Here is a 21,932-nt window from a genome sequence, read left to right as displayed (position 1 = left end):
AACGGAAAAGATTTAATCTCGTATTTCAGATTTATAACTATCTTTTGCTGTTGTGTTTATCAAAGCAATAAATAGTTCTGTAACCTTATACCTTATTCGTTATTATTTTGATAAGACCTTCAACCCAATATTGCTCAAAGTTTAAACACGGAACAAAGGTAAATTCTTCGCCTCCTGCCTTCATGAAATTATCTCTGGCAACAATGCCTATATCGTAAAGAGTCTCTAAATTATCAGCCGGAAATCCCGGAGTAATAGCTATGACCCTTTTACTGCCATCAATAGGTAGTTGTTGCATGGTCTCATTCAAATCAGGTTTCAGCCATTTACGCCCGATTGCCGAAGAATAGACAATTCTATTCTTTTTAGGGTCAATATCTAATTCTTTACTGACTAACCTTACAGTCTCTTTGATCTGATATACATAATCAAAGTCCTTCCCTTTTTTCCAACCTATTTCTACATGTGTCAATGGTAGGCTGTGAAAGCTAAAAACCAATCTGTCATACCCTTTTGCTATATGAGGTCTCAGGCTTTCTGCCAGAGCATGTATATAGTTGGGGTCATCATAATATGGCTCTACTATTTTCAACCTAAAAGAATATGGTTTTTTATAGAATTGATTTCCAATAGCTTCCACCACTGTTTTGTAAGATGACTGTGCGTATTGTGGAAAAAGAGGAACAACCACTACTTCGTGTAAAGTGGCGCATTTAGCTTTGAGTTTACTTAATGCTTCGGGAATAGATGGTAAGCCGTAGCGCATAGCAATTTCTACCGGCATGTTGGTAGCTTCCTCTATTTTTGTAGCCAATTGCTGTGTATTATATAACAGGGGAGATTGGGTATGTTTGTCATCCCAAATAAGAGAATAATGTGAGGCGGAATTAGAGGCTCTTAACGGTGCTATAATTTTAGTTGCCAGTGTTGTCCTGAGCCAATCCGGTACTGTCATTACCAATGGGTCGGATAACATAGCCCCAATAAAGAATTTTACATCTTCTCTGCTTTTGGTTTTGGGACTTCCTGTATTGATGATAAGAATGCCTCTCATTTGATCTTATTGCAATTAAATATATGTTTAAAAGGAATAAGTATAAAAATACAACAAATTATTGATTATTGCCATTCCCCATACTTTCATTTTTATAGAATGAACTCAAAGACTAGAATTAAGTCTGTTTTCGATGTAATTCTTATTGTATAAATGGAGGGTTTTATATAATTGGCTTTATCTATATTATCTGATTGTTATTCGATATTAGAATAGATCTCTAATGTATTCTATTTTGATAGACTATCTTAGGGTTTCAGAATATTTTATATTATTGTGTCTGTATATGTAGTTTTATATTAGATGATTGTGTATTCTATTCGTGCGGGATACTTCTTTTTCTTATTGAGTTTTCTCGTTTTTATTTTACTTTAAATACAGTTATTTGCTCTTTTGAGATTTTCTCTTTTAGAGATTGTTTATAAAGCTAAATAAGTATTAAATAGGAGTAGTTCTATCTTTATATATCATAAAATAATAGGGATAGAGTTTGTTACTCTATCCCTATTATTTATGGATTCTCAAAGCTCTGATTATATCCGTTTATACATAAGTTTCCAATAGTTGAACATAACTATCAGGAGTTATTGTAATACTTTTTGTATTAGCAGCAGGTACTAATAAAGTCTCGCCTTGTTTCAGTTCTATAGCATTGTTATTCGAATCTTTGATCTCGCAACTACCATCCATGCAGATATAGATAACGAAAGAATCTTTATCAATATGGTTTTGCTTGCAAGGCTTATCTAATTCTAATAAGTTTGTAGTGAAATATTGACACGATTCCAATTGCACAGTATCATTGGGCTTGTGTGAATAATCTATTTGGTAGTTATCATACAATTTAAAATCAATTGCATCCTTAGCTAACTCAGTGTGTAACTCTCTGCCATTGCCATTTGCATCTTTGCGGTTGTAGTCGTAGATACGATAAGTAATATTAGAAGTTTGTTGAATCTCTGCAATGAATGTACCTGCTCCGATAGCGTGTACACGTCCTGCGGGAAGGAAGAAAGAATCCCCTTTTTTTACATCGTGCTTAGCTAAGTAGTCAACGAAAGTATTGTCTTCAATACTTTTTACATATTCGTCCGGGCTAAGAGGTTTTGCAAATCCTGAATAAAGGAAAGCTCCCGGTGCTGCATTAATAACATACCACATCTCGGTCTTACCGAATGAATTATGTCTCTTCATTCCTAATTCGTCATCAGGATGTACTTGTATAGATAGATTATCTCTGGCATCAATAAATTTGATTAAAAGAGGAAATGTTGCTCCGAATTTCTCGAATACATGCTTTCCGACGAGGCTTTCTTTGTATTGGGCAATCAGGTTTTGCAGGTTAAGACCTCTAAGATCTCCGTTATCAACAACAGAGATATTGTTTTCAACGCCCGATATTTCCCAACTTTCACCTATTCCGTCTTGCTGGGGTGATATACCTTTAAATTTACAAATATCAGACCCTCCCCAAATGATCGGCTTTAGTATAGGACTGAATTTCAGTGGATATAAATTCATGATTGTTATATAAATTTGATTAATAAGCAATGTGAAATATTGTTTTTTAGTAAAAGAAAGTATTTAATGTCCTATCTCAAAGCCATAACTCACAGTCTTTGTTATATTTGGTTAGACAACAAATAGGTCTGCGACTTGACATTTTATAATTATAACAGTCTTTATTTTCTTGTACCTGCTAAAGCAATAAAAAGGTTTGCGACCTTATGATTCCATTTTTACTTTGATAACAATCTTAATAACCGAGCCTTCACCGATGCATGGAGCATGTCCATCCTGCGGAAAAAAGATAACAAAGTTACCCGGCATCAAATCAAATTTAACAGTAGGCTTATCCTCAAAGAATTGAATGTCTTTGGTAGTGTCAAAAGGAGCAGCCTCTTTTTTCAAACTTGCTCTTTCAATCCATCCAAAGCCTTCAGTCTTAGAAACGGGTATCTGGATATCCAAATAATTATTATGCACCTCTAATCTTGCCTGTTCCGGAGTTTTCAGATTGCTTTCGCTGATGATTGCAAATATGTTCTTTCCGTCAATTTCAACTTTCCCCAGTTCAAGGTTTTTCATATCCAAAGATTTGATAAACTCAATCGCTTTAGTGAAAAAAGGATTCAGGCTTTCATAGTTTGAAATTTTTTCAATACTGTCTATTATCATGATGTTTTTTATTTAAGATTATACACAAAAGTAACAATTTATTGCAAGAATGGAATACGAATAGGTATAGTAAAGTATTTATTGTTGTTCTAATGAACTCCGTTAAACATTCTTTAGGATATTTATTCAAAAAGGGAACGGCTGTTTTTTACATTTTTTTGATAGAGATAATTTATTAAGAGAGTAAACTATTTTATTTTCGTTTATCTTTGTCATCAAAGAATGAGTTTTTATGCAAAAAGATATAGATTTAAGAGTAAGCCCCGATCAAGCCGCAGATATTAATCTCGTTAAAGGTATTGCAGCCGACCAAACCAATACCAAAATGATAGAGATTACAGATGTACGCATAATGAAGCGTTCGATCGATGCCCGTCAGCGCAATATTTTCATTAATCTGAGAGTTCGCTTGTATATAGGAGAATCTCAGCCTGATGTGTTTTTCGAAAAAACGGATTATCCCGATGTCAGTAAGTCTGCTCAGGCGATAGTAGTTGGAGCAGGTCCCGGTGGATTATTTGCAGCTCTGCGATTGATTGAATTGGGAATTCGCCCTATTGTGGTGGAAAGGGGTAAATCGGTAAGAGAACGTAAAAAAGACCTGGCTACCATTAATAGAGAACATATTGTTAATGGTGACTCTAATTATTGTTTTGGAGAAGGTGGTGCAGGAGCTTATTCGGATGGGAAATTATATACCCGAAGTAAAAAACGTGGAAATGCAGATAAAATATTGAATGTATTTTGCCAGCATGGAGCAACTACCGATATTCTGATTGATGCGCATCCGCACATCGGTACTGATAAATTACCTGCAATTATTCAAAAAATGCGTGAGCAAATAATTTCAGCAGGTGGAGAAGTACATTTCGAAACCCGTATGGATGAGCTAATCATCGAGGATAATGAGGTAAAAGGTATTAAGACAAATACAGGTAAGATATTTGAAGGGTATGTAATATTGGCAACAGGTCACTCGGCAAGAGATGTGTATTACATGCTTCATGATAAAAAGGTAAAGATAGAAGCCAAAGGTTTGGCAGTAGGTGTCCGTGTGGAACATCCTGTGCATTTGATTGACCAGATACAATATCATAATCCCGAGGGGAGAGGTGAATATCTCCCTACCGCAGAGTATAGTTTTGCGGTTCAATCAGGTGACAGAGGAGTATATTCTTTCTGCATGTGTCCGGGAGGGATTGTTGTGGCTTCTGCTAGTGGCGATCGTCAGTTAGTGGTAAATGGCATGTCACCTTCTAATCGGGGATCAAAATGGTCAAATTCGGGAATCGTAGTAGAAATACACCCCGGAGATTTTCCCGAATACCAACAATATGGCGAATTAGAGCTTCTTAAATTTCAAGAAGATTTAGAAGAAAAAGCATGGATTGCAGGTGGTAAAACTCAGGTTGCACCGGCACAGCTTATGGTCGATTTTGTGAATAATGTAACAAGTATAGAATTACCTAAGACATCATATGCTCCGGGCATTGTATCCTCTAACCTGCATGAATGGTTACCTCCATTTATTTCGAAACGCTTACAGGACGGACTTCAAAAAGTAGGAGCAAGTTATAAAGGATACCTGACCAATGAGGCTGTTTTGTTAGCTGTTGAAAGTCGTACCTCGTCTCCTATTCGTGTTTTACGTGATCGAGAAACTATGCAGCATGTCGAAATAAAAGGTCTTTATCCTTGTGGCGAAGGTGCAGGCTATGCAGGCGGAATAGTTTCTGCCGGAATGGATGGCGAGCGTTGTGCCGAAGCTTTGGCAAATGTTTTGAAGGGCTAATTGCTAATTAATATGATATTTTGTAAGGGGTGAATAATTATTCGCCCTTTACTTTTTTAGCTTAATACCTGTTCTTCCACAATTTGCGCAGGTGTTCTAATATCTTCGATTCCGAAGGGTTTGCCTGCGGTTCCCAGAATTGAACATTTTTTATTTCCTTAGGCAGATAATCTTGTTGAATAAAGTTGTCTTTGAAGTTATGAGCATATTGATAATCTTTTCCATAATCTAACTCCTTCATCAATTTAGTAGGAGCATTGCGCAAATGTAATGGCACAGGTAAATTTCCCGATTCTTCTACTAGTGCTAAAGCCTTGTCAATAGATAAATAAGCTGAATTACTTTTGGGTGAAGTGGCAAGATATACAGTTGTTTCTGCCAAAATAATACGACCTTCCGGCCAACCTATTTTTTGAAGGGCATCGAAGCAGGCATTTGCCAACAGCAAAGCATTCGGATTTGCCAGACCCACATCTTCCGCAGCAGAAATAACCAATCGGCGTGCTATGAATTTAGGATCTTCACCTCCTGCAACCATGCGAGCCAGCCAATATATGGCAGCATCGGGATCGCTTCCCCGAATAGATTTAATGAAAGCTGATATTATATCATAATGCATCTCACCGCCTTTGTCGTAGGCAGCAGGGTTTTCCTGTAAACGTTCGGTAACAATCTTATCAGTAATAATGGTATCGCCTTCGTCTGCCGATATTACCAGATCGAGTATGTTTAATAGCTTTCGGGCATCCCCTCCCGAATATTTAAGGAGTGCATCCGTTTCTTGTATATCAATATTTTTCTCTTTAAGGATAAGGTCTTCCGTAACTGCTCTTTGGATCAGTTCAAGAAGGTCGGCTTTATCCAAAGATTTGAGTACATAAACCTGACAGCGTGATAGAAGCGGACGAATAACTTCAAAAGACGGGTTTTCGGTAGTTGCCCCTATCAAAGTAATTACGCCTGTTTCAACAGCCCCAAGAAGTGAATCTTGTTGCGATTTGCTGAAACGATGGATCTCATCAATAAAAAGAATGGGACTTTTAGTAGTATTGAAGAAAGTATTCTTCTTCGCTGTATCGATCACTTCACGCACATCCTTCACTCCCGAATTAATAGCACTCAGAGTATAAAAAGGAGTATCAAGTGTATTGGCTATTATTTGAGCCAGAGTTGTTTTACCTACACCCGGAGGCCCCCACAATAGAAATGAGGGAACACGCCCCGATTCGATCATCCGGCGCAATACGGCTCCTTCGCCGACCAAATGTTTCTGACCGATGTATTCGTCCAATGATCTGGGACGCAAACGTTCTGCTAAAGGCTGACTCATATTTTTCAGTTTACTTGTAAACTCGTTTACTCTTATATTTGTTGAAGCACTTCCTGTAACTGCTCGTTAAAGTGCGTATTACCGTTTCGTTTATCAAATTGTTGTGCTAAGTTAAGTGCAATATCGTAATAGTGATTGTATAAATCGTCCAAATCATAGCTGTTATCTTCTCTATAATAAGGCTGATTACTACTTATAGCCTCTATAAGGCGAGTGCCTCCACCTTTAAATAAAGCAAGTGTTGAAGTTGCAAAGTCAAAACGAATTGCATCTTCCGCTCCAATTTCCCATTTTACATACTTTTCGAAATATGCCCATGCTTTTTCCTTTTCAAATTTAGACATATAGTACATCATCAAAGTTACTTCGTATAACTGAAAAGGGTAATTTGCTAATTCCGAAAATTCTTTATCCGCTTCAGCGAAATATTCAGCTGCTCTCGGATCATTCATTTTACCACCGAAGTAGTAAATAAGTCCACTATAAACAGGTATCGGGTTCATTTGATGAACAGACCGCTGTGCCATAAATTCTTGAATATGAGAAATCGCCTTGTCGAAATCACCTTCAAACATTTCAACATATATTGTTGTGATAAGGTCGTTACTCAATGAAGTCATACTGTCTTCAGGTGCTTTATCTCTTAAATCGAGATATTTGCGGGCGTCTTCTTTGCTTCCCAGAAATAGTGACCAGTTGGACATTATATTGTAGTATTCGCGACTGCTCATCCCACAATCAACAGACCTTTTTCTGAAATCTTCAAGAATGGCTTCTATTTGTACTCGCGATACATTCAGGTTATTGTATGATACTGCCGCCATCCATTTGTACTCATTCAGAATTTCCTCTTCTGAATATAGTTCGGGATCAGAATCATAAGCATTCAATATCCATGCAAATGCAGGGAAACTCTCACGCGAATGTGCAGTAAACTGTTCGTTACGAATTAAATCCATCCTGAGATCATATCCCCAATCCATATCATTATTAGCATCAGCAATATGAATTGCCTGCTTTAATAACATGATTCGGTCATCGGGATTTTTGATATTCTCGGTGTCTAAAAGTATTTTTTGTATCTCAAGATTATAATTCATTCTATTTATAATAAGTATTTCAATGTCTGTTTTTGTTGTAGGGGAGAACCTATGTGTTCGCCCTTATCTCTAGGGCAGACACATAGGTCTGCCCCTACAAGAGGAATGAAATTATATTGATATAGTTTCTTCTAATGCTTTGGAGAATGAATTTGTTCCGTTACGGGCGTCGAATTGTTGAGCCAGATTCTTTGCTTTCTGATAATAGTAATCGTATAACTCAGAGATATTATAATTACCATCGGCTTTGTAATAAGGTAATTTTTCACTCATTGTCAATTGTTTTTCGCCATCTTCTTTCAATAGAGACAGAATGTTTTTCGAGAAGTCGAAACTGATTGAATCTTCTGCCCCGATTTCCCAATCCGCATATTTCTGGAAGTATTCCCAACCTCTGTTTCTGTCGAATTTATTCAGATAGTAAATCAGATCGGATATATTCGAAATGAGCGAAGTGTCGTTTTCTTCAGCCTCTGCAATTTCTTCTTCAGCTTTAGCGAAAAATTCTTCAGCTCTGGGATTATCTGCTTTAGAGAGATAATAAGTCAGATTACAAAAAGTGGCAAGAGGCATAACTCCGCAAGTCAGCTTCTTTGTAATTAAGTCGTTTGCTGTAGTAATAGCTTTCTCAAGCTGACCTTCTATAAGCTCAATTTCAACTTTTGTATCTAATTCACAGGCAGGGCAATGAGACATTCTGTCGCGTGGAGTATTATCACGTAGTTCCAGGTATTTATTGGCTTCCTGCATGTCGCCAATGAATAGATTCCAATAAATCATTACGCTATAATATCCGCGAGGTGTATATCCGTTACGTTCCATCCTTGCTTTTAAGTCAGCCATAATAGACTCTACCTGCTCGCGTGAAATATTCACATTACGCCTTGCAGCTGCTGCCATCCATTTGTATTCCCAAAGAAAATCATCCTCATTGAATAGTTCGGGGTTAGCATCGTATGTACTAAGTATCCAAGTAAACGCAGGAAAGCTTTCGGTACAATGAGAGGTGTCTTTTTCTTGAGAAATAAGATCGAGACGCAAATCAAAACCCCAGTCCAGATCGTTATTTGCATCTGCAATCTGTATGGCTTGCTTTAACAGGTTTATTTTATCTTCCGGATGCGACAATGTATCCAGTTTCAGTAATATCTTTTGTATTTCCAGATTATGATTCATCTATTAGCTTATTTAGTGTTTGGGTAATAACAAAGGTAAAATAAATCTGAGGATATTCAATAAATTATAGTATCTCGATATTTGATAAGTTCGCAGAACTATTTATTGCTTTGGCTGGGCAAAACAGCGATAGGTTGTTATGCCTTTAAAATGTATCATTAAATATTTTCTTTTACTTATATTAGAGATGGTAAACTGTAGATAAAATTAGTAATAGCCTGAAATTATTTACTGTGTTTATTTCGTGTATATAATCTATCTAATTAGTACCTTTGCCAAGGTAAGTAATAGTAAGTATTTAATGCAACATTATCTGGTTATAGCTATCAGCTGCATTTATACTTGCCAAAGTAATAAGAAGGTCTGCGACCTTAAAATGTAACGATACTAATTAAATGCTATCAAAAATTACTGACGAATTTGATCTTCATATCGAAGAAGCTGCAATCAGATTGAGCGAGGTTATCAGAAAAACTCCACTGGAATTAAATCTATCATTGTCCCGAACTTTCGACTCGAATATATATTTGAAGCGTGAGGATTTGCAAGTGGTACGTTCTTATAAATTAAGAGGTGCCTATAATATGATGAGCTGTCTGGATGCCGAGCTTCTGAAAAAAGGGGTAGTGTGTGCCAGCGCAGGTAATCATGCACAAGGGGTTGCTTATAGTTGCAATCAGATGGGTGTCAGAGGTGTTATCTTTATGCCGAAAATTACTCCTAAGCAGAAAATCGAGCAAACCCGAATGTTTGGTAATGGTAATATCGAAATCATTTTAGTCGGAGATACATTTGATGATTGTGCCAATGCTGCCAAGATATATACTATAGAGCATAATATGACTTTCATACCTCCTTTCGATCATCCTCAGGTGATAGAGGGGCAAGGTACAATAGGTCTCGAAGTCTTGAAAGAAATACCGGAAGGAACTATCGATTATCTCTTTATTCCGATTGGAGGAGGAGGTCTTTGCGCCGGAGTAGGTGCATATATAAAAGACCACTCGCCTAATACCAAGATAATAGGTGTAGAGCCTGCCGGAGCACCGTGTATGAAAGCTGCTTTCGAAGCAAAGCATCCTGTGACATTAGCTCATATCAATAAGTTTGTAGATGGTGCGGCTGTACAGCGTGCCGGAGATATTACTTATCCTATTTGCAATAAGGTGATCGACGATATTTGTCTGGTTCAGGAAGGCGAAGTATGTACTACTATTCTTAAGCTATATAATAAGGATGCAATTGTTGTAGAACCTGCAGGAGCGTTGGCTATTACTGCCCTGAATCATTATGCTGACGAGATAAAAGGTAAGAATGTGGTTTGTATTGTTAGCGGAAGCAACAACGATATTAACCGTATGCAGGAGATTAAGGAGCGTTCTTTGATTTTCGAAGGCTTGAAGCATTATTTTATTATACGCCTTCCGCAACGTCCGAATGCCTTTAAAGACTTTCTGAATGAAGTCTTAGGTGAGCATGACGATATTGTTCGTTTCGAATATATGAAAAAGAACGATCGCGAAAATGGCCCTGCATTAATAGGAATCGAAGTGGATTCGGTGGGAGAATATGATAATTTGATTGTCCGGATGCAAAATTATGGGCTCGATTTTACACTGCTCGATCCGAATAGCGACTTAGGAAAATACATTGTATAACTAAAGTTATTTATCTATATATGTAAGGATATAGTAAGGTTTTAACCCGATGACAATAACGGGTGAAATTTTTCTCTCCTCTACATACGCTCTTAGAAAAAGTTCTTAAAAGTAACACAAATAAGAGAAAATAAAATGCGTATGAAAAAGTGTTACTTTTGTTACTTTTGTCACCTTTTAGATTGTTGTTATTTGATTATTAGTGGTTTAGTGAAATCGAAAAAGTAACACTTTTTACTCATTTATCGTTACTTTTATCACCTTAAATGTTTACTTTTTGTAACTTTTGTCACTCTGTTGAGTAGGTGTTTCCATTACTGATTGGCATAATTAAGTAACTTCAACTATTTAATGATGCATTTAATAAACATAACAGCAATAGCTTGTTATAATCAGAAAGTATATCATTAAATACTTTCATTTACTTAATTTATTTTATCATGAAACAAATTTTTATCTGTGCAGTATTATTTATTACTGCATTTGCCGTGAATGCACAAAGTTTCAATGTCGGAACGTATAATGTTCGGAACGATAATTCATCGGATGTAGGTAATATGTGGCAAGATCGTTCTCCGTATATTGCTAAATTAGTACAGTATCACGATTTTGATTTCTTCGGAACTCAGGAGGCTTTACCACATCAGTTGGAAGAAATGAAAGCAGCGTTACCCGGCTATGACTATTACGGTGAGGGTAGAGATGGAAATAATCAAGGAGAGCATTCGGCTATATTCTATAAAACAGCTAAATATAAATTATTGAACAAGGGTGATTTCTGGTTATCGGCAACTCCCGATGTTCCTTCCAAAAGTTGGGACGCACCTTGTTGTAACCGTATTTGTACTTGGGTTGAATTGCAGGATATAGAATCGGGTAAGACATTCTTCGCATTCAGTGCACATTACGATTATGAGAAAGATTATGCACGTAACGAGAGTAGTAAGCTGGTATTGGCTAAGATCAAAGAAATAGCAGGTGATAATTCTGTGATGTTTATGGGTGATCTTAATGGCGGATTGAATAGCTCGTGGGCTCGACTCATTAATGAATCTAAAGTGTTGAGAAATACCTATTATGATGTTGAAAAACCATATGCAAACAATTCATCATATAACGCATGGGGTAAGCCTCTTGGTCAGTTGGATGATTTGGACAGAAGCATTATAAGCAATAACGAAATATTGGATCATATCTATTTCAGTAAGCATTTTAAAACAAACAGATGGGGTATGTTGACCGATACTTATAACATCGGTAAATTTCCATCGGATCACTTTCCTGTTTTGGTAAATGCGGAGTGGGTAAAGTGAGGCGGTTAAATGGAAGAGCTGAATACTAAATAAAAAAGAATTTCTCAAATGAAATAATAAGGAGGTAATAAAAACGCCTCCTTTTGTTATTATAAATTATTATAAACAATTCTGTCTGTATCCCGTTAAATAAGAAGATTTAATACCTTTAGAAAAATATCATAATTCTGGTTATGGAAAGGAATAAAATAAGAGAGCGATTAACATTAAAACCTTTTGGATTAGAATATATAGACCAGTTTAATGAATTATTACGGTATGTATTTCAGGTAACCAATAGCGACATTCAGCAAAGCGGGTATGAGGACGGTGAAATTGTAAAGTCCAAGCGCCCGATACTGAAAAATGCAGAGGTGATCGGTTGGTTCAACGAAGACCAGCTGATTTCCCAATTATGTATTTATCCTTGTCAGGTAAATATTCATGGCAAAATATTCTCAATGGGAGGAGTAACAGGTGTAGGTACCTATCCTGAATATGCTAATCTGGGTTTGATGAACGATTTAATAAAATCGGGATTACAAATAATGAAGGATAAGGGGCAATGGATATCTTATCTTTATCCTTATTCAATACCCTATTATCGCCGTAAGGGATGGGAGATAATGTCAGACCATTTGACTTTCACAATAAAAGATAGCCAGATACCCAAAAATGTCGGAGTAAAAGGTTTTGCGGAAAGACTTCCCGTTACCGATAAGGATGTGATTGCCGTTTATGATAAATTTGCAAGAAACAACCATGGGGCTTTAATTCGTGGTAAACAAGAATGGGAAGAGTATTGGAGATGGGAAAACGAAGATGAACGGACGGCCGCTGTTTATTATGATAAAGACGATGTTCCTCAGGGATATATTTTATACTGGATCGAAGAAGATATATTTCATATCAAAGATATTATTTACCTAAATCAAGAGGCTAGGGTAGGTCTTTGGAATTTCGTCTATGCTCATTATTCGATGGTGGATGAGGTACAGGGCAATATTTACAAGAATGATCCTCTTCATTTCCTTTTGGATGACGGACAGATCAAAGAGACCATAGAGCCTTATTATATGGCTAGGATAGTTGATGTAACTGAGTTCTTGAATAATTTTCCGTTTAAAGAATCAGATATATTCAAGCCTTTTCATTTCGTAGTTTCTGACTCTATTGCCGAATGGAATAATGGAGTATTCGGTCTTGTGAAAAATGACGAAGGAAAGCTCTGTTCTACAAATGAAACGGTAGGTAAGGCAGTCTATTTAGATATTCAGACATTAACGACTATGCTTATGTCTTATCGTAGCCCTTCGTATTTGAATAAGATTGAACGTATTAAAGCTGAAAGTGATACTCTGGAAATACTCGAACAAATAATACCCGATAATCAGCCCTATTTTTCTGATTATTTCTAACCTATATAAAATAAGCGAAGCGAAGCTTTGTCTAACACAGAGCTTCGCTTATTTTATATTATATAATGTTTTGAAGGTATAACAAAAAGGTCTGTGACCTTCTTAATATGCTCTTGCAAATACTACTCGTTGAGTAGAAGGGTTACCTGTAACCATACATTTACCCGGAGTTTTATCTCCCTCTAAAGGTATACAACGGATGGTTGCTTTGGTTTCATTTTTGATTTTCTCCTCAGTCTCAGGAGTTCCGTCCCAATGAGCCATCAAGAATCCACCTTCTTCTATCTTCTCTTTAAATTCATCGTATGAGTCTACGTTGATTGTGCTGGCTGTTCTGAAATCAAGGGCTTTCTTATAGATGTTCTCTTGGATATCATTCAAGAGATTCTTGATGTACACATCCAGATTGTCACATGATACAGTTTCTTTAGTCAAAGTATCACGGCGTGCTACCTCGATTGTATTATTCTCAAGATCACGACCACCCATTGCTAAACGGATTGGCACTCCTTTAAGTTCATATTCCGAGAATTTCCATCCCGGTTTTTTATTGTCCGAGTTATCATACTTGACACTGATACCCAAATTCTTTAAAGCAGAAACAATTCCTGCTACCTTCTCATTGATTTGAGCAAGTTGCTCTTCGCTACGATAAATCGGCACGATTACCACTTGGAAAGGTGCTAACTTTGGAGGAAGTACCAGACCATTATCATCTGAGTGAGCCATTATAAGTGCACCGATCAAGCGAGTCGAAACACCCCATGAGGTTGCCCAAACGTAATCTTGTTTACCTTCTTTATCTGTGAATTTCACATCAAATGCTTTAGCAAAATTCTGTCCCAAGAAGTGAGATGTACCCGATTGAAGGGCTTTTCCATCTTGCATCAAAGCTTCAATGGTATAAGTGTCAATAGCTCCTGCAAAACGTTCCGATGCCGATTTTACCCCTCTTACTACAGGCATTGCCATATATTTTTCGGCAAATTCGCCATATACTTCAAGCATCTTTTGAGACTCTTCCTCTGCTTCAGCTTTTGTCGCATGAGCAGTGTGCCCTTCTTGCCAAAGAAACTCGGCAGTACGAAGAAATAAGCGTGTACGCATTTCCCAACGAACCACATTAGCCCATTGATTCACCAATATAGGCAGGTCGCGGTATGATTGAATCCAATTGCGGTATGTATTCCAGATAATAGTTTCTGATGTGGGACGGATGATAAGTTCTTCTTCCAGTTTCGCTTCCGGATCCACTATTACACCTTTCCCGTCAGGATCGTTCTTTAAACGATAGTGAGTTACAACAGCACATTCTTTGGCAAAGCCTTCAACGTGATCGGCTTCTTTGCTTAAGAACGATTTGGGGATGAAAAGCGGGAAATATGCATTTACGTGACCTGTTTCTTTGAACATATCATCCAACTGACGTTGAATTTTTTCCCAAATTGCATATCCGTATGGTTTAATAACCATACATCCACGTACAGCAGAGTTTTCTGCTAAATCTGCTTTTAGTACCAAATCAAGATACCATTGACTGTAATCCTGACTTCTAGGAGTCAATTCTTTAAGCTCTTTTGCCATGTGTTATTATAACTTTTCTTGAGTAATTTGAATGTTTATTGCCGAGTCTCATAGCTGTAACTGTCTTTGGTTACTGTCCTGATCCAAGCAATAGAAAGGTCTGTAACCTTAAGTATTTGCAAAGTTAGCAAAAAAGACAATTGTATTATAGAAAAAGATTCATTTTACAAGTCAATAACTGACTCTATCAAATACAAAAAAAGCAGTAAGATAAAATCCTACTGCTTTTTCTATTATATAAACCCTATCTACTTATGTGAGTATAGGATATAAATTTATCTTAGTTGATAAATGCAAGTACTTGATTCTTTTGAACCTTAGCACCTTGTTTAGTTTCGATCTGAACAATCTTACCCGATTTCAAAGCTTTCACTTCTTCGATACCATAATATGCTTGAATGAAAGCGATAATATCACCTTCTTTAACCGGCGTTCCTACGACAGGAGCAGTAGACTCGTCAGCTAAATCAATCTGCCAGATTACTTGTCCTGAAACAGGAGCTTGTAATGGTTGAGCATCAGGATATTTTTCTGTTACCTTTTCTATATCAAAGTTAGGTATCTCAACTATAGGACGAGTAACAATAATCGGAGCTCCGGCTGCTGCTTTTGCTTTTTCCAGATCAGCGTTGAAACGTTCTTTAGCTAAGCCCGACTTGTAATCGCGGTACTGACGATCGTGCATCGCCAATTCGAATAATTCCTCATCGTCTTGACCATAATCCCAACCGTTCTCATCCATCTCTTTGCGATAAGTATCAAGAGCATCCGGATATTCTTCCTGAGGATTTCCTGTATAGAATTCAAGATTTTTAGATTTAGCCAGTTCGATAATCTCATCATCCAGTTTACCCGGCAATGTACCTGTTCTGCCCAGAATCATATTCCAGCTATCTTTGTCGATATTAGAAAAACGAGCTTGTCCTTGTGCCATCGAGAAGATGTTCATAAGAGCAATGTTCTTCACATATTGGCTGAAAGGAGTTACTAAGGGAGGATAACCTAATTTAGGCCATATATAAGCAACTTCGTCGAATAGTTGAACCACAAGGTCATTCAATGTAACTTCTGCCTTACCATTGTTGCGAAGTGCCATATTGATAGCCGAGTGCATACCTTTAAGGTCGGCCATCATAGATCCCATCATACCACCAGGAAGACCACAGCCTACAAGGAGAGATGTCATTATTTTGTTAGATGGGTCGATAAAGTATCCTAAGAAATCATCAATGAAAGATTGTGTCAAAGCACGAGCTTCCATATAAGCTTTCATATTAATATCAGGCACAGAAAATCCTGCATCCTTCAACATAGCTTGCAATGTGATAATATCAGGGTGCACCATACCCCAAGCCAATGGCTCGATAGCAGCATCCAGATAATCAGCTCCTGCACGGGCAACTTCTAACATCGAAGCTACCGAGAAACCGGGTCCTGTATGACCATGATATTCGATAGGTATATTGGGGTGTCTGTCTTTAAGAGCTTTTGTCAGTTTACCTAAAAATGCAGGACGCCCTACGCCGGCCATATCTTTCAAGCAAAATTCGTCAGCTCCAAAGTCAACTAATTTATCGGCAAAATTTAAATAATAATCAACTGTATGAATTGGAGAATGTGTAATACAAAGGGCTGTTTGAGAAATCATCCCGGCTTCTTTTGCATACTTAACTGATAATTCAAGATTCCGTGGATCATTCAAACCATCAAAAGAACGAGATATATTAGTTCCTTGTGCACACTTAACTTTAAACATCAAACGACGTACATCTTTTGGTACAGGATTCATACGCAGACCGTTTAAACCACGTTCCAACATATGTGTTTGGATTCCTACTTTGTTGAAAGGAGCAGTCCAGTCACGAACAGCTGTATTCGGATTTTCGCCATAAAGAAGATTTACCTGTTCGAAAGCTCCACCATTTGTCTCCACACGAGCAAAACAACCCATGTCAATAATAACCGGTGCGATTTGTGTTAACTGGTCTACACGTGGCTGATATTTTCCGGATGATTGCCACATGTCACGATAAACGAGACTAAATTTGATTTCTCTTCCCATAGTGTTTTTATGTAATGTTCAAAGATAAAATTGGCTTTCGGTGACCAATCAGATCTTAAAATTATAGTGAATTCTATTGATATATTAAACCTTCGTTAAGGGTATACAAATTTAGAGCTTTCATTTCAATTAAGACGAAAAAAAAAGTTATTAAAATTATCAATTTGACATAAATAATTACGATATTTTTTAAAACTGCACTTATCTCTCAAAAGTGTGCAATAAAATAAGTTCTGCGACCTTCAATCTGTAATGTATTTAAATTACTATCTTATTTAATTGTTATAATAACCCTGTATTTTTATCCTTTATATCTCTTATTCCTTTTTATAGCGTTTTAAGTACGCTTATCCTTACAGAATGATTTGTTTTTCAATAAATTTATATCATATAATATATAAAATACGTATTTCCGGTATATTTTTTATATCTATATAATTCATTACGCTATAATGACTTAATTGAAAATAAATTCTTTTTTCGCTTTTTTCTCCGTTTTTTCTTCACTTCATTTATGGAATTCTAATCCTATTTTACTCTATAATGTAGACAAGCGAATTATAAACAACTTTAATTCTTACCGTCATGGCTGAAATGAATACAAGCTCCGATAATGGAGGCAAAAAGAAGAAGGGGCAACCTACAAAAATGAATCTTCGTGTTGATTTCACCCCGATGGTGGATATGAATATGCTGTTGATAACGTTCTTTATGTTGTGTACAACACTTTCCGCACCTCAGGTGATGGATATAGTAATGCCAGCAAAATCAACGGAGCCTGGTCCCGAAACCCCAGAATCTAAAACGGTTACATTACTCTTGAGTGAGAATGACCAGATATTTTATTATTGGGGAAAAGCAAAATATGACAATCCGAATTTCTTACAAAAAACAGATCTATCGGAAGATGGACTTAGAAACGTTCTTTTGGAAAGAAATAGTGATCTGAATCAGCAAGTTACAGATCTGAAAAGTAAAAAATATAAAAAAGAGATTTCAGAAGAACAGTTCAAGAATCAATTGTCTGAACTTAAGAAATCGAGAGAAAGTATAACTGTAATTGTAAAGCCAACCAATAGTTCAACCTATAATAACTTGGTGAAAACTCTGGACGAAATGCAAATATGTAGCGTTGCAAAATATGCTATAGTAGATGTGGAGAAAGGAGACAATTATTTAATCGAAAATTTCAACAACTTTAGCTTAACACAAGCGAGATAAATATCAAACAACCCTCTTTTATTACTACTTTTGATTGAAACGCCGTAAAACAGAAACTACGCTGATTTACGGCTTTCATTCTTTTTATGGAGATAGGTTTTAGTGATTCAGAATAATTTACTGCTCTGCTTTACCTTTTTAATTAGTTTTGATTATACTCGGATAAATAGTAAAATTATTTATTATTCCAGCTAAATGTGTTTATCATTTCCTGAATATCTTTTATTACAAAATCAGTAATAGGTGCTACAGAGTCCATATCTGCTTTTTCATTATAATAGAACGAACCTCTAAAAAAATGGCTGATACTATCAGTAAGATAAAATTGAGCGGGAGTTGCTACATTTCCGGCTATATAATATAATGTTCCCGATACATTCAGATCTTCATTTTTGTATATTAGTTGGTCTATGGCATCTGCTTTCAATGCGTGGTTATATGCTAAACGATGGCTATCTTCCAGTATTTTAGGTAAGGTGACTTTTGAAATAGGCAAATAAGTACAATAAACTATAGCATTATATTGAGGATAAACAATATTGAACCAAACCTCTCCTTTTTCTTTTGATTGAAGTGTATCAATACGGACAGCATCAGAATACTTAAATGAGAATTTCTGGAAATTATATTCGATATATCCACTCTCTATATTATCTATACGATTATATCCTTTAGGCTTAGGAGTATATTCATTACAGCCAGTGCTAAATAGCAGCAGGTATAATGTAATAAGAATAAAATATTTATAGGGGTTTTTGACTAGTGTCATATGCTAAGAAGCTTTATATGAATGATGCAGCATTGAATATTTAAGATTGTTTATATATAACAAATGCAGATATAATGGAATATAGATCTGCATTTATTTATGTTATATTTAATTGAGATAAAATTGAGGTTTATGACCTTTTTGATATATTTCCCAGTTATTAAAAAGGTAAATCATCTGCTTCGTCAGTTGATGCGGTTGATGTAGATGAGGCAGGGGATTGATATTGAGATGTTGTTGAAGCAGGAGAAGAAGATTGTTGTTGTCCATATCCTCCGCTTGTATTTCCTTCAGATTGAAAGTCGCCTTTCTTACCTAAAAGTTCCAGATTATCAGCATATATTTCTACTACATATCTTTTTATTCCGTTCTGATCGTCATAAGAGCGAGTACGGATTTTTCCTTCAACAAACAGTTGAGTACCTTTTTTTACAAATTGTTCGGCAACCTTAGCCAGGCCCCTCCAGCAAACAACATTGTGCCATTCTGTACGATCGGGAATCTGTGTACCGTTTGCCGCAGTATAGCCACGCTCGGTAGTTGCCAACGGAAAGTTTACGACTGCGCTACCATTATCAAAATATCTGATATCAGGATCTTTCCCTACATTGCCTATTAATATAACTTTATTTACTGACATCTCTTATTGGTTTTATATTGTAAGAACTTTTAAATTGACTTGTTATTCTACTGAGAGACAAATATAATATTTTTTGCTGAAGCAAATAAGGTCGTAGACCTTTTTATTGCCCATCTAATTATAACTATGATTGCAAGTTATGCCCCCGATTGTGTTTATGCTTGCTAAAGTGATAAAAAGGTCTGAGACCTTATTCTTCTATGTCTTCCCATTTACTAATGTGAATAATGGATATTCCTTTCTGAAAGAAAAGAGAATTCGGATATGAAATAATTTCACCGTCAAGAGTTTTCAATAGAGTATGAAAAGATAATATATCTTCTACTATAGCGTCCACAGGCATATCTTTGTCCAGGATGCGAATATGATCGCCAACTCTAAAGGTAGAGGTGAAAAAGATTATAATACCCGCAGTAATATTGCTTAATAACGACCATTGAGCAAACATAGCAACCCCTATTACCGCAAATATAGAAGATAAGGCAACTAATAGATTACGAGGATCAACTCCCCATATAATCACAAAGCAGATTCCGAACATTACATTGATCATGATATTGAAAACTCTGACAACCTGTTTTGTTCGAGCTTCTATTTTTCTACTGAATGTTGCATATTTTATGATTAGTCTTCTTACTACATACTTTATGATAGGTATAGATATTACTAAAATTACCGTTGCTATTATCTGTACAATATATCGTTCCATATTTTATTATAGGGTAAGTAATAAACTTAACTGCTGGCCGTTACTCTGAAATATAGTAATAACTAATTTGCTAAACAAATATTTTTTATTGAAAAGGAAAAGGACAGATTCTTCAATCCATCCCTTTCAGTGTTTTTATCGATTTTATTTCTTAATCGTTGCTTGCAAGTGGAGTATATTTTCTACTTTTCAACTCTCTGTCTAAAGTATAGATACCAAATCCGTTATCCTTGATCATTTCTAAGCTGTCAACCAAATCCTGAGCTGTAGCTTCTTCTTCTACCTGCTCATCTACAAACCATTGTAACATAGATAAAGTTGCATAATCTTTTTCCTCGTTTGTCAAAGTAACAATATTGTCAATCATAGCTGTTACTTGTTTTTCGTGAGCTAAAGCGGCTTTGAATGCGTCTAAAGGAGAAGCCCAATTGTGAGGTACCTCTTTTATGGGACTGATAACTGCCTGCCCACCACGAGCCAGGATATAATTGAAGATTTTCATTGCATGATCGTTCTCTTCCAAAGCTTGTACTTTGAACCAGTTTGCAAATCCGTTCTTACCTTCTTTCGCAAAATGAGCTGACATGGATAGATATAAATATCCTGACCAAAATTCTGCATTAATTTGTTTGTTTAATGCGTCTTCGACTTTCTTACTTACCATAATGACTTTATTTTATAGTTAATAATAATTTGTTTAAATAAATGAAAGTATTTAATGATGTACTTTCGAAATATAACATGCTATAGCTGTTGTTCTTACCAAAGCAATAAAAAGGTCTTAGACCTTAAATGACTGTGACTATTACAAAGATAGGTTATTTTGAACAGACCTTGCTTGTTTTGAATCTCTTTGTGCAGGCGATATTGTATAGAAAAAATCTATTACCAACTACGTCCTGCTCCACCTCCGCCGAAACGACCGCCACCACCGCCTCCGAAGCCTCCTCCTCTCGATCCGCCACCAAAACCACCTCCTATGATTGGAGGGAAAAAACCTCCGCCTCTTGATCCGTTTCCTTTATTATTCTTATTTGCTCTTCTTATAAAGTAGAGGAATAGTAAGACAAGAAGTATACTTACTATAATATCTCCGGCAGTTAACTCATTAGCATCTTCATCAGCTTGAAACTGTCCCGATAAATATCCGATCATAGCTCCAATCGCATTTTTAGTGCCTGTATAATAATCATTTTGCTGGAAGTAGGGTAGCATCTCTTTATCAATAATACGACCGACTCTGGCATCATTGAGTTTTTCCTCAAGTCCATAGCCTGTAGCAATAAATACCCTTCCTCTCTCATTCCCTACCTTGGGTTTGATTAGAATAACTGCTCCGTTATCTTTTCCTTTTTGCCCGATTCCCCATTTCTCTCCTAGGCGGAAAGCATAATCTGAGACATCATATCCTTCCAGATCTTTTACGGTTACTACATAGATCTGAGTCGATGTAGTATCGTTGTATGCAATTAGCATCTGTTCCAGATCGTTGCGTTCCTGCTCATTGAAAATACCCGCAAAATCATTTACCAGACGTGGTGGTGACATTGGTTTGGGTAGATTCTGTGCATTGGCAAATCCGCTGATCATTACCGATAATACTAATAACAACTTATATAAAGAATTCATACCGTTATATTTTGAGGTCGATTTACTAATGACGTAATTTGTTACATTTAAAGCCTCTCTCCCCATAAAAGAAGAGGGTCTTTTCCCTCTTTAGGGAAATTACAAGAGTTACAATAAACAATTCAGGTAACAAAAGTAAACAGTAAATAACAGAAAAATGTCACTTTTGATTATTCCTTAAATTATTGTAAATCAGTTGATAAGGTTTTAAAAGGTGACAAAAGTCTAAGTACATGACAAAAATTTTATAGGATTTGTATTTATCTGACAATAAGGGTTTAACAACCATTGTGCTATATTGTCTAGTCCATACTTAAAGA

18 protein-coding genes are annotated in these 21,932 nt (G+C 36.3%); 5 read left to right on the top strand and 13 right to left on the bottom strand.

The genetic code is table 11. The features are described 5' to 3' along the window. Positions 1-85: 85 nt before the first annotated feature. From hemH to CLV62_RS11110, 3 genes are all read right to left on the bottom strand, one after another. Positions 86-1,054 (bottom strand): ferrochelatase, encoded by a 969-nt coding sequence (gene hemH / locus CLV62_RS11120; protein ID WP_110310861.1) that lies wholly within the window; start codon positions 1,052-1,054, stop codon positions 86-88. Between the two features lie 543 nt (positions 1,055-1,597). Continuing rightward, the gene (locus CLV62_RS11115; protein ID WP_110310860.1) at positions 1,598-2,575 is read right to left on the bottom strand and encodes a type I phosphomannose isomerase catalytic subunit; all 978 of its coding nucleotides are present in this window, start codon (positions 2,573-2,575) and stop codon (positions 1,598-1,600) included. A gap of 204 nt (positions 2,576-2,779) precedes the next feature. Beyond that, positions 2,780-3,232 (bottom strand): YhcH/YjgK/YiaL family protein, encoded by a 453-nt coding sequence (locus CLV62_RS11110; RefSeq protein WP_110310859.1) that lies wholly within the window; start codon positions 3,230-3,232, stop codon positions 2,780-2,782. Between the two features lie 232 nt (positions 3,233-3,464). On the opposite strand from CLV62_RS11110, the gene CLV62_RS11105 reads away from it, so the two are divergent. After that, positions 3,465-5,024, top strand: a complete 1,560-nt coding sequence (locus CLV62_RS11105) for an NAD(P)/FAD-dependent oxidoreductase (protein WP_110310858.1) — start codon at positions 3,465-3,467, stop codon at positions 5,022-5,024. A gap of 61 nt (positions 5,025-5,085) precedes the next feature. On the opposite strand, the gene CLV62_RS11100 is transcribed toward CLV62_RS11105, so the two are convergent. The 3 genes from CLV62_RS11100 to CLV62_RS11090 all read right to left on the bottom strand — a co-directional run bounded on the left by CLV62_RS11100 (position 5,086) and on the right by CLV62_RS11090 (position 8,630). Beyond that, positions 5,086-6,354, bottom strand: a complete 1,269-nt coding sequence (locus tag CLV62_RS11100; RefSeq protein ID WP_110310857.1) for a replication-associated recombination protein A — start codon at positions 6,352-6,354, stop codon at positions 5,086-5,088. Between the two features lie 32 nt (positions 6,355-6,386). Next, on the bottom strand, positions 6,387-7,454 hold the full coding sequence (locus CLV62_RS11095; protein WP_110310856.1) for a tol-pal system YbgF family protein: 1,068 nt from the start codon (positions 7,452-7,454) through the stop codon (positions 6,387-6,389). 111 nt (positions 7,455-7,565) lie between these two features. Beyond that, positions 7,566-8,630 carry a hypothetical protein gene (locus CLV62_RS11090; RefSeq protein ID WP_110310855.1) on the bottom strand — a complete coding sequence of 355 codons (1,065 nt, stop codon included), beginning with the start codon at positions 8,628-8,630 and terminating at the stop codon, positions 7,566-7,568. Between the two features lie 395 nt (positions 8,631-9,025). Here CLV62_RS11090 and ilvA point away from each other — a divergent pair, with 395 nt between their 5' ends. The 3 genes from ilvA to CLV62_RS11075 all read left to right on the top strand — a co-directional run bounded on the left by ilvA (position 9,026) and on the right by CLV62_RS11075 (position 12,998). Continuing rightward, positions 9,026-10,288, top strand: a complete 1,263-nt coding sequence (gene ilvA / locus CLV62_RS11085) for a threonine ammonia-lyase IlvA (protein ID WP_110310854.1) — start codon at positions 9,026-9,028, stop codon at positions 10,286-10,288. A gap of 440 nt (positions 10,289-10,728) precedes the next feature. Then, positions 10,729-11,601 (top strand): endonuclease/exonuclease/phosphatase family protein, encoded by an 873-nt coding sequence (locus CLV62_RS11080; RefSeq protein ID WP_110310853.1) that lies wholly within the window; start codon positions 10,729-10,731, stop codon positions 11,599-11,601. Positions 11,602-11,774: 173 nt separating this feature from the next. Further along, positions 11,775-12,998, top strand: coding sequence for a GNAT family N-acetyltransferase (locus CLV62_RS11075; protein ID WP_110310852.1), 1,224 nt, complete (start codon positions 11,775-11,777; stop codon positions 12,996-12,998). Between the two features lie 102 nt (positions 12,999-13,100). On the opposite strand, the gene proS is transcribed toward CLV62_RS11075, so the two are convergent. Continuing rightward, positions 13,101-14,582, bottom strand: a complete 1,482-nt coding sequence (gene proS, locus CLV62_RS11070) for a proline--tRNA ligase (RefSeq protein WP_110310851.1) — start codon at positions 14,580-14,582, stop codon at positions 13,101-13,103. A 280-nt stretch (positions 14,583-14,862) separates the two neighbouring features. Next, positions 14,863-16,644 carry a biotin/lipoyl-containing protein gene (locus CLV62_RS11065; RefSeq protein WP_110310850.1) on the bottom strand — a complete coding sequence of 594 codons (1,782 nt, stop codon included), beginning with the start codon at positions 16,642-16,644 and terminating at the stop codon, positions 14,863-14,865. A 585-nt stretch (positions 16,645-17,229) separates the two neighbouring features. Here CLV62_RS11065 and CLV62_RS11060 point away from each other — a divergent pair. Beyond that, positions 17,230-17,865, top strand: a complete 636-nt coding sequence (locus CLV62_RS11060) for an ExbD/TolR family protein (protein ID WP_110310849.1) — start codon at positions 17,230-17,232, stop codon at positions 17,863-17,865. Between the two features lie 175 nt (positions 17,866-18,040). Here CLV62_RS11060 and gldD read toward each other — a convergent pair whose 3' ends face one another. The 5 genes from gldD to CLV62_RS11035 all read right to left on the bottom strand — a co-directional run bounded on the left by gldD (position 18,041) and on the right by CLV62_RS11035 (position 21,612). Then, positions 18,041-18,634, bottom strand: a complete 594-nt coding sequence (gene gldD / locus CLV62_RS11055; protein WP_110310848.1) for a gliding motility lipoprotein GldD — start codon at positions 18,632-18,634, stop codon at positions 18,041-18,043. A 160-nt stretch (positions 18,635-18,794) separates the two neighbouring features. Continuing rightward, entirely contained in the window at positions 18,795-19,274 is a 480-nt protein-coding gene (locus CLV62_RS11050; RefSeq protein WP_110310847.1) for a single-stranded DNA-binding protein, read from the bottom strand. 190 nt (positions 19,275-19,464) lie between these two features. Then, positions 19,465-19,983: a mechanosensitive ion channel family protein gene (locus CLV62_RS11045; RefSeq protein WP_110310846.1), complete on the bottom strand. Its 519-nt coding sequence runs from the start codon at positions 19,981-19,983 to the stop codon at positions 19,465-19,467. A 151-nt stretch (positions 19,984-20,134) separates the two neighbouring features. Then, positions 20,135-20,647, bottom strand: a complete 513-nt coding sequence (locus CLV62_RS11040; RefSeq protein ID WP_110310845.1) for a ferritin — start codon at positions 20,645-20,647, stop codon at positions 20,135-20,137. A gap of 221 nt (positions 20,648-20,868) precedes the next feature. Then, a complete protein-coding gene (locus tag CLV62_RS11035) occupies positions 20,869-21,612 on the bottom strand; it encodes a TPM domain-containing protein (protein ID WP_110310923.1) in 744 nt (247 codons plus the stop codon). Between the last annotated feature and the right edge of the window lie 320 nt (positions 21,613-21,932).

The sequence above is a fragment of the Indolivaga alginatilytica genome, assembly GCF_003201355.1.
GTDB lineage: Bacteria > Bacteroidota > Bacteroidia > Bacteroidales > Dysgonomonadaceae > Dysgonomonas_A > Dysgonomonas_A alginatilytica.
This window is presented reverse-complemented; position numbering and strand designations above follow the sequence as displayed.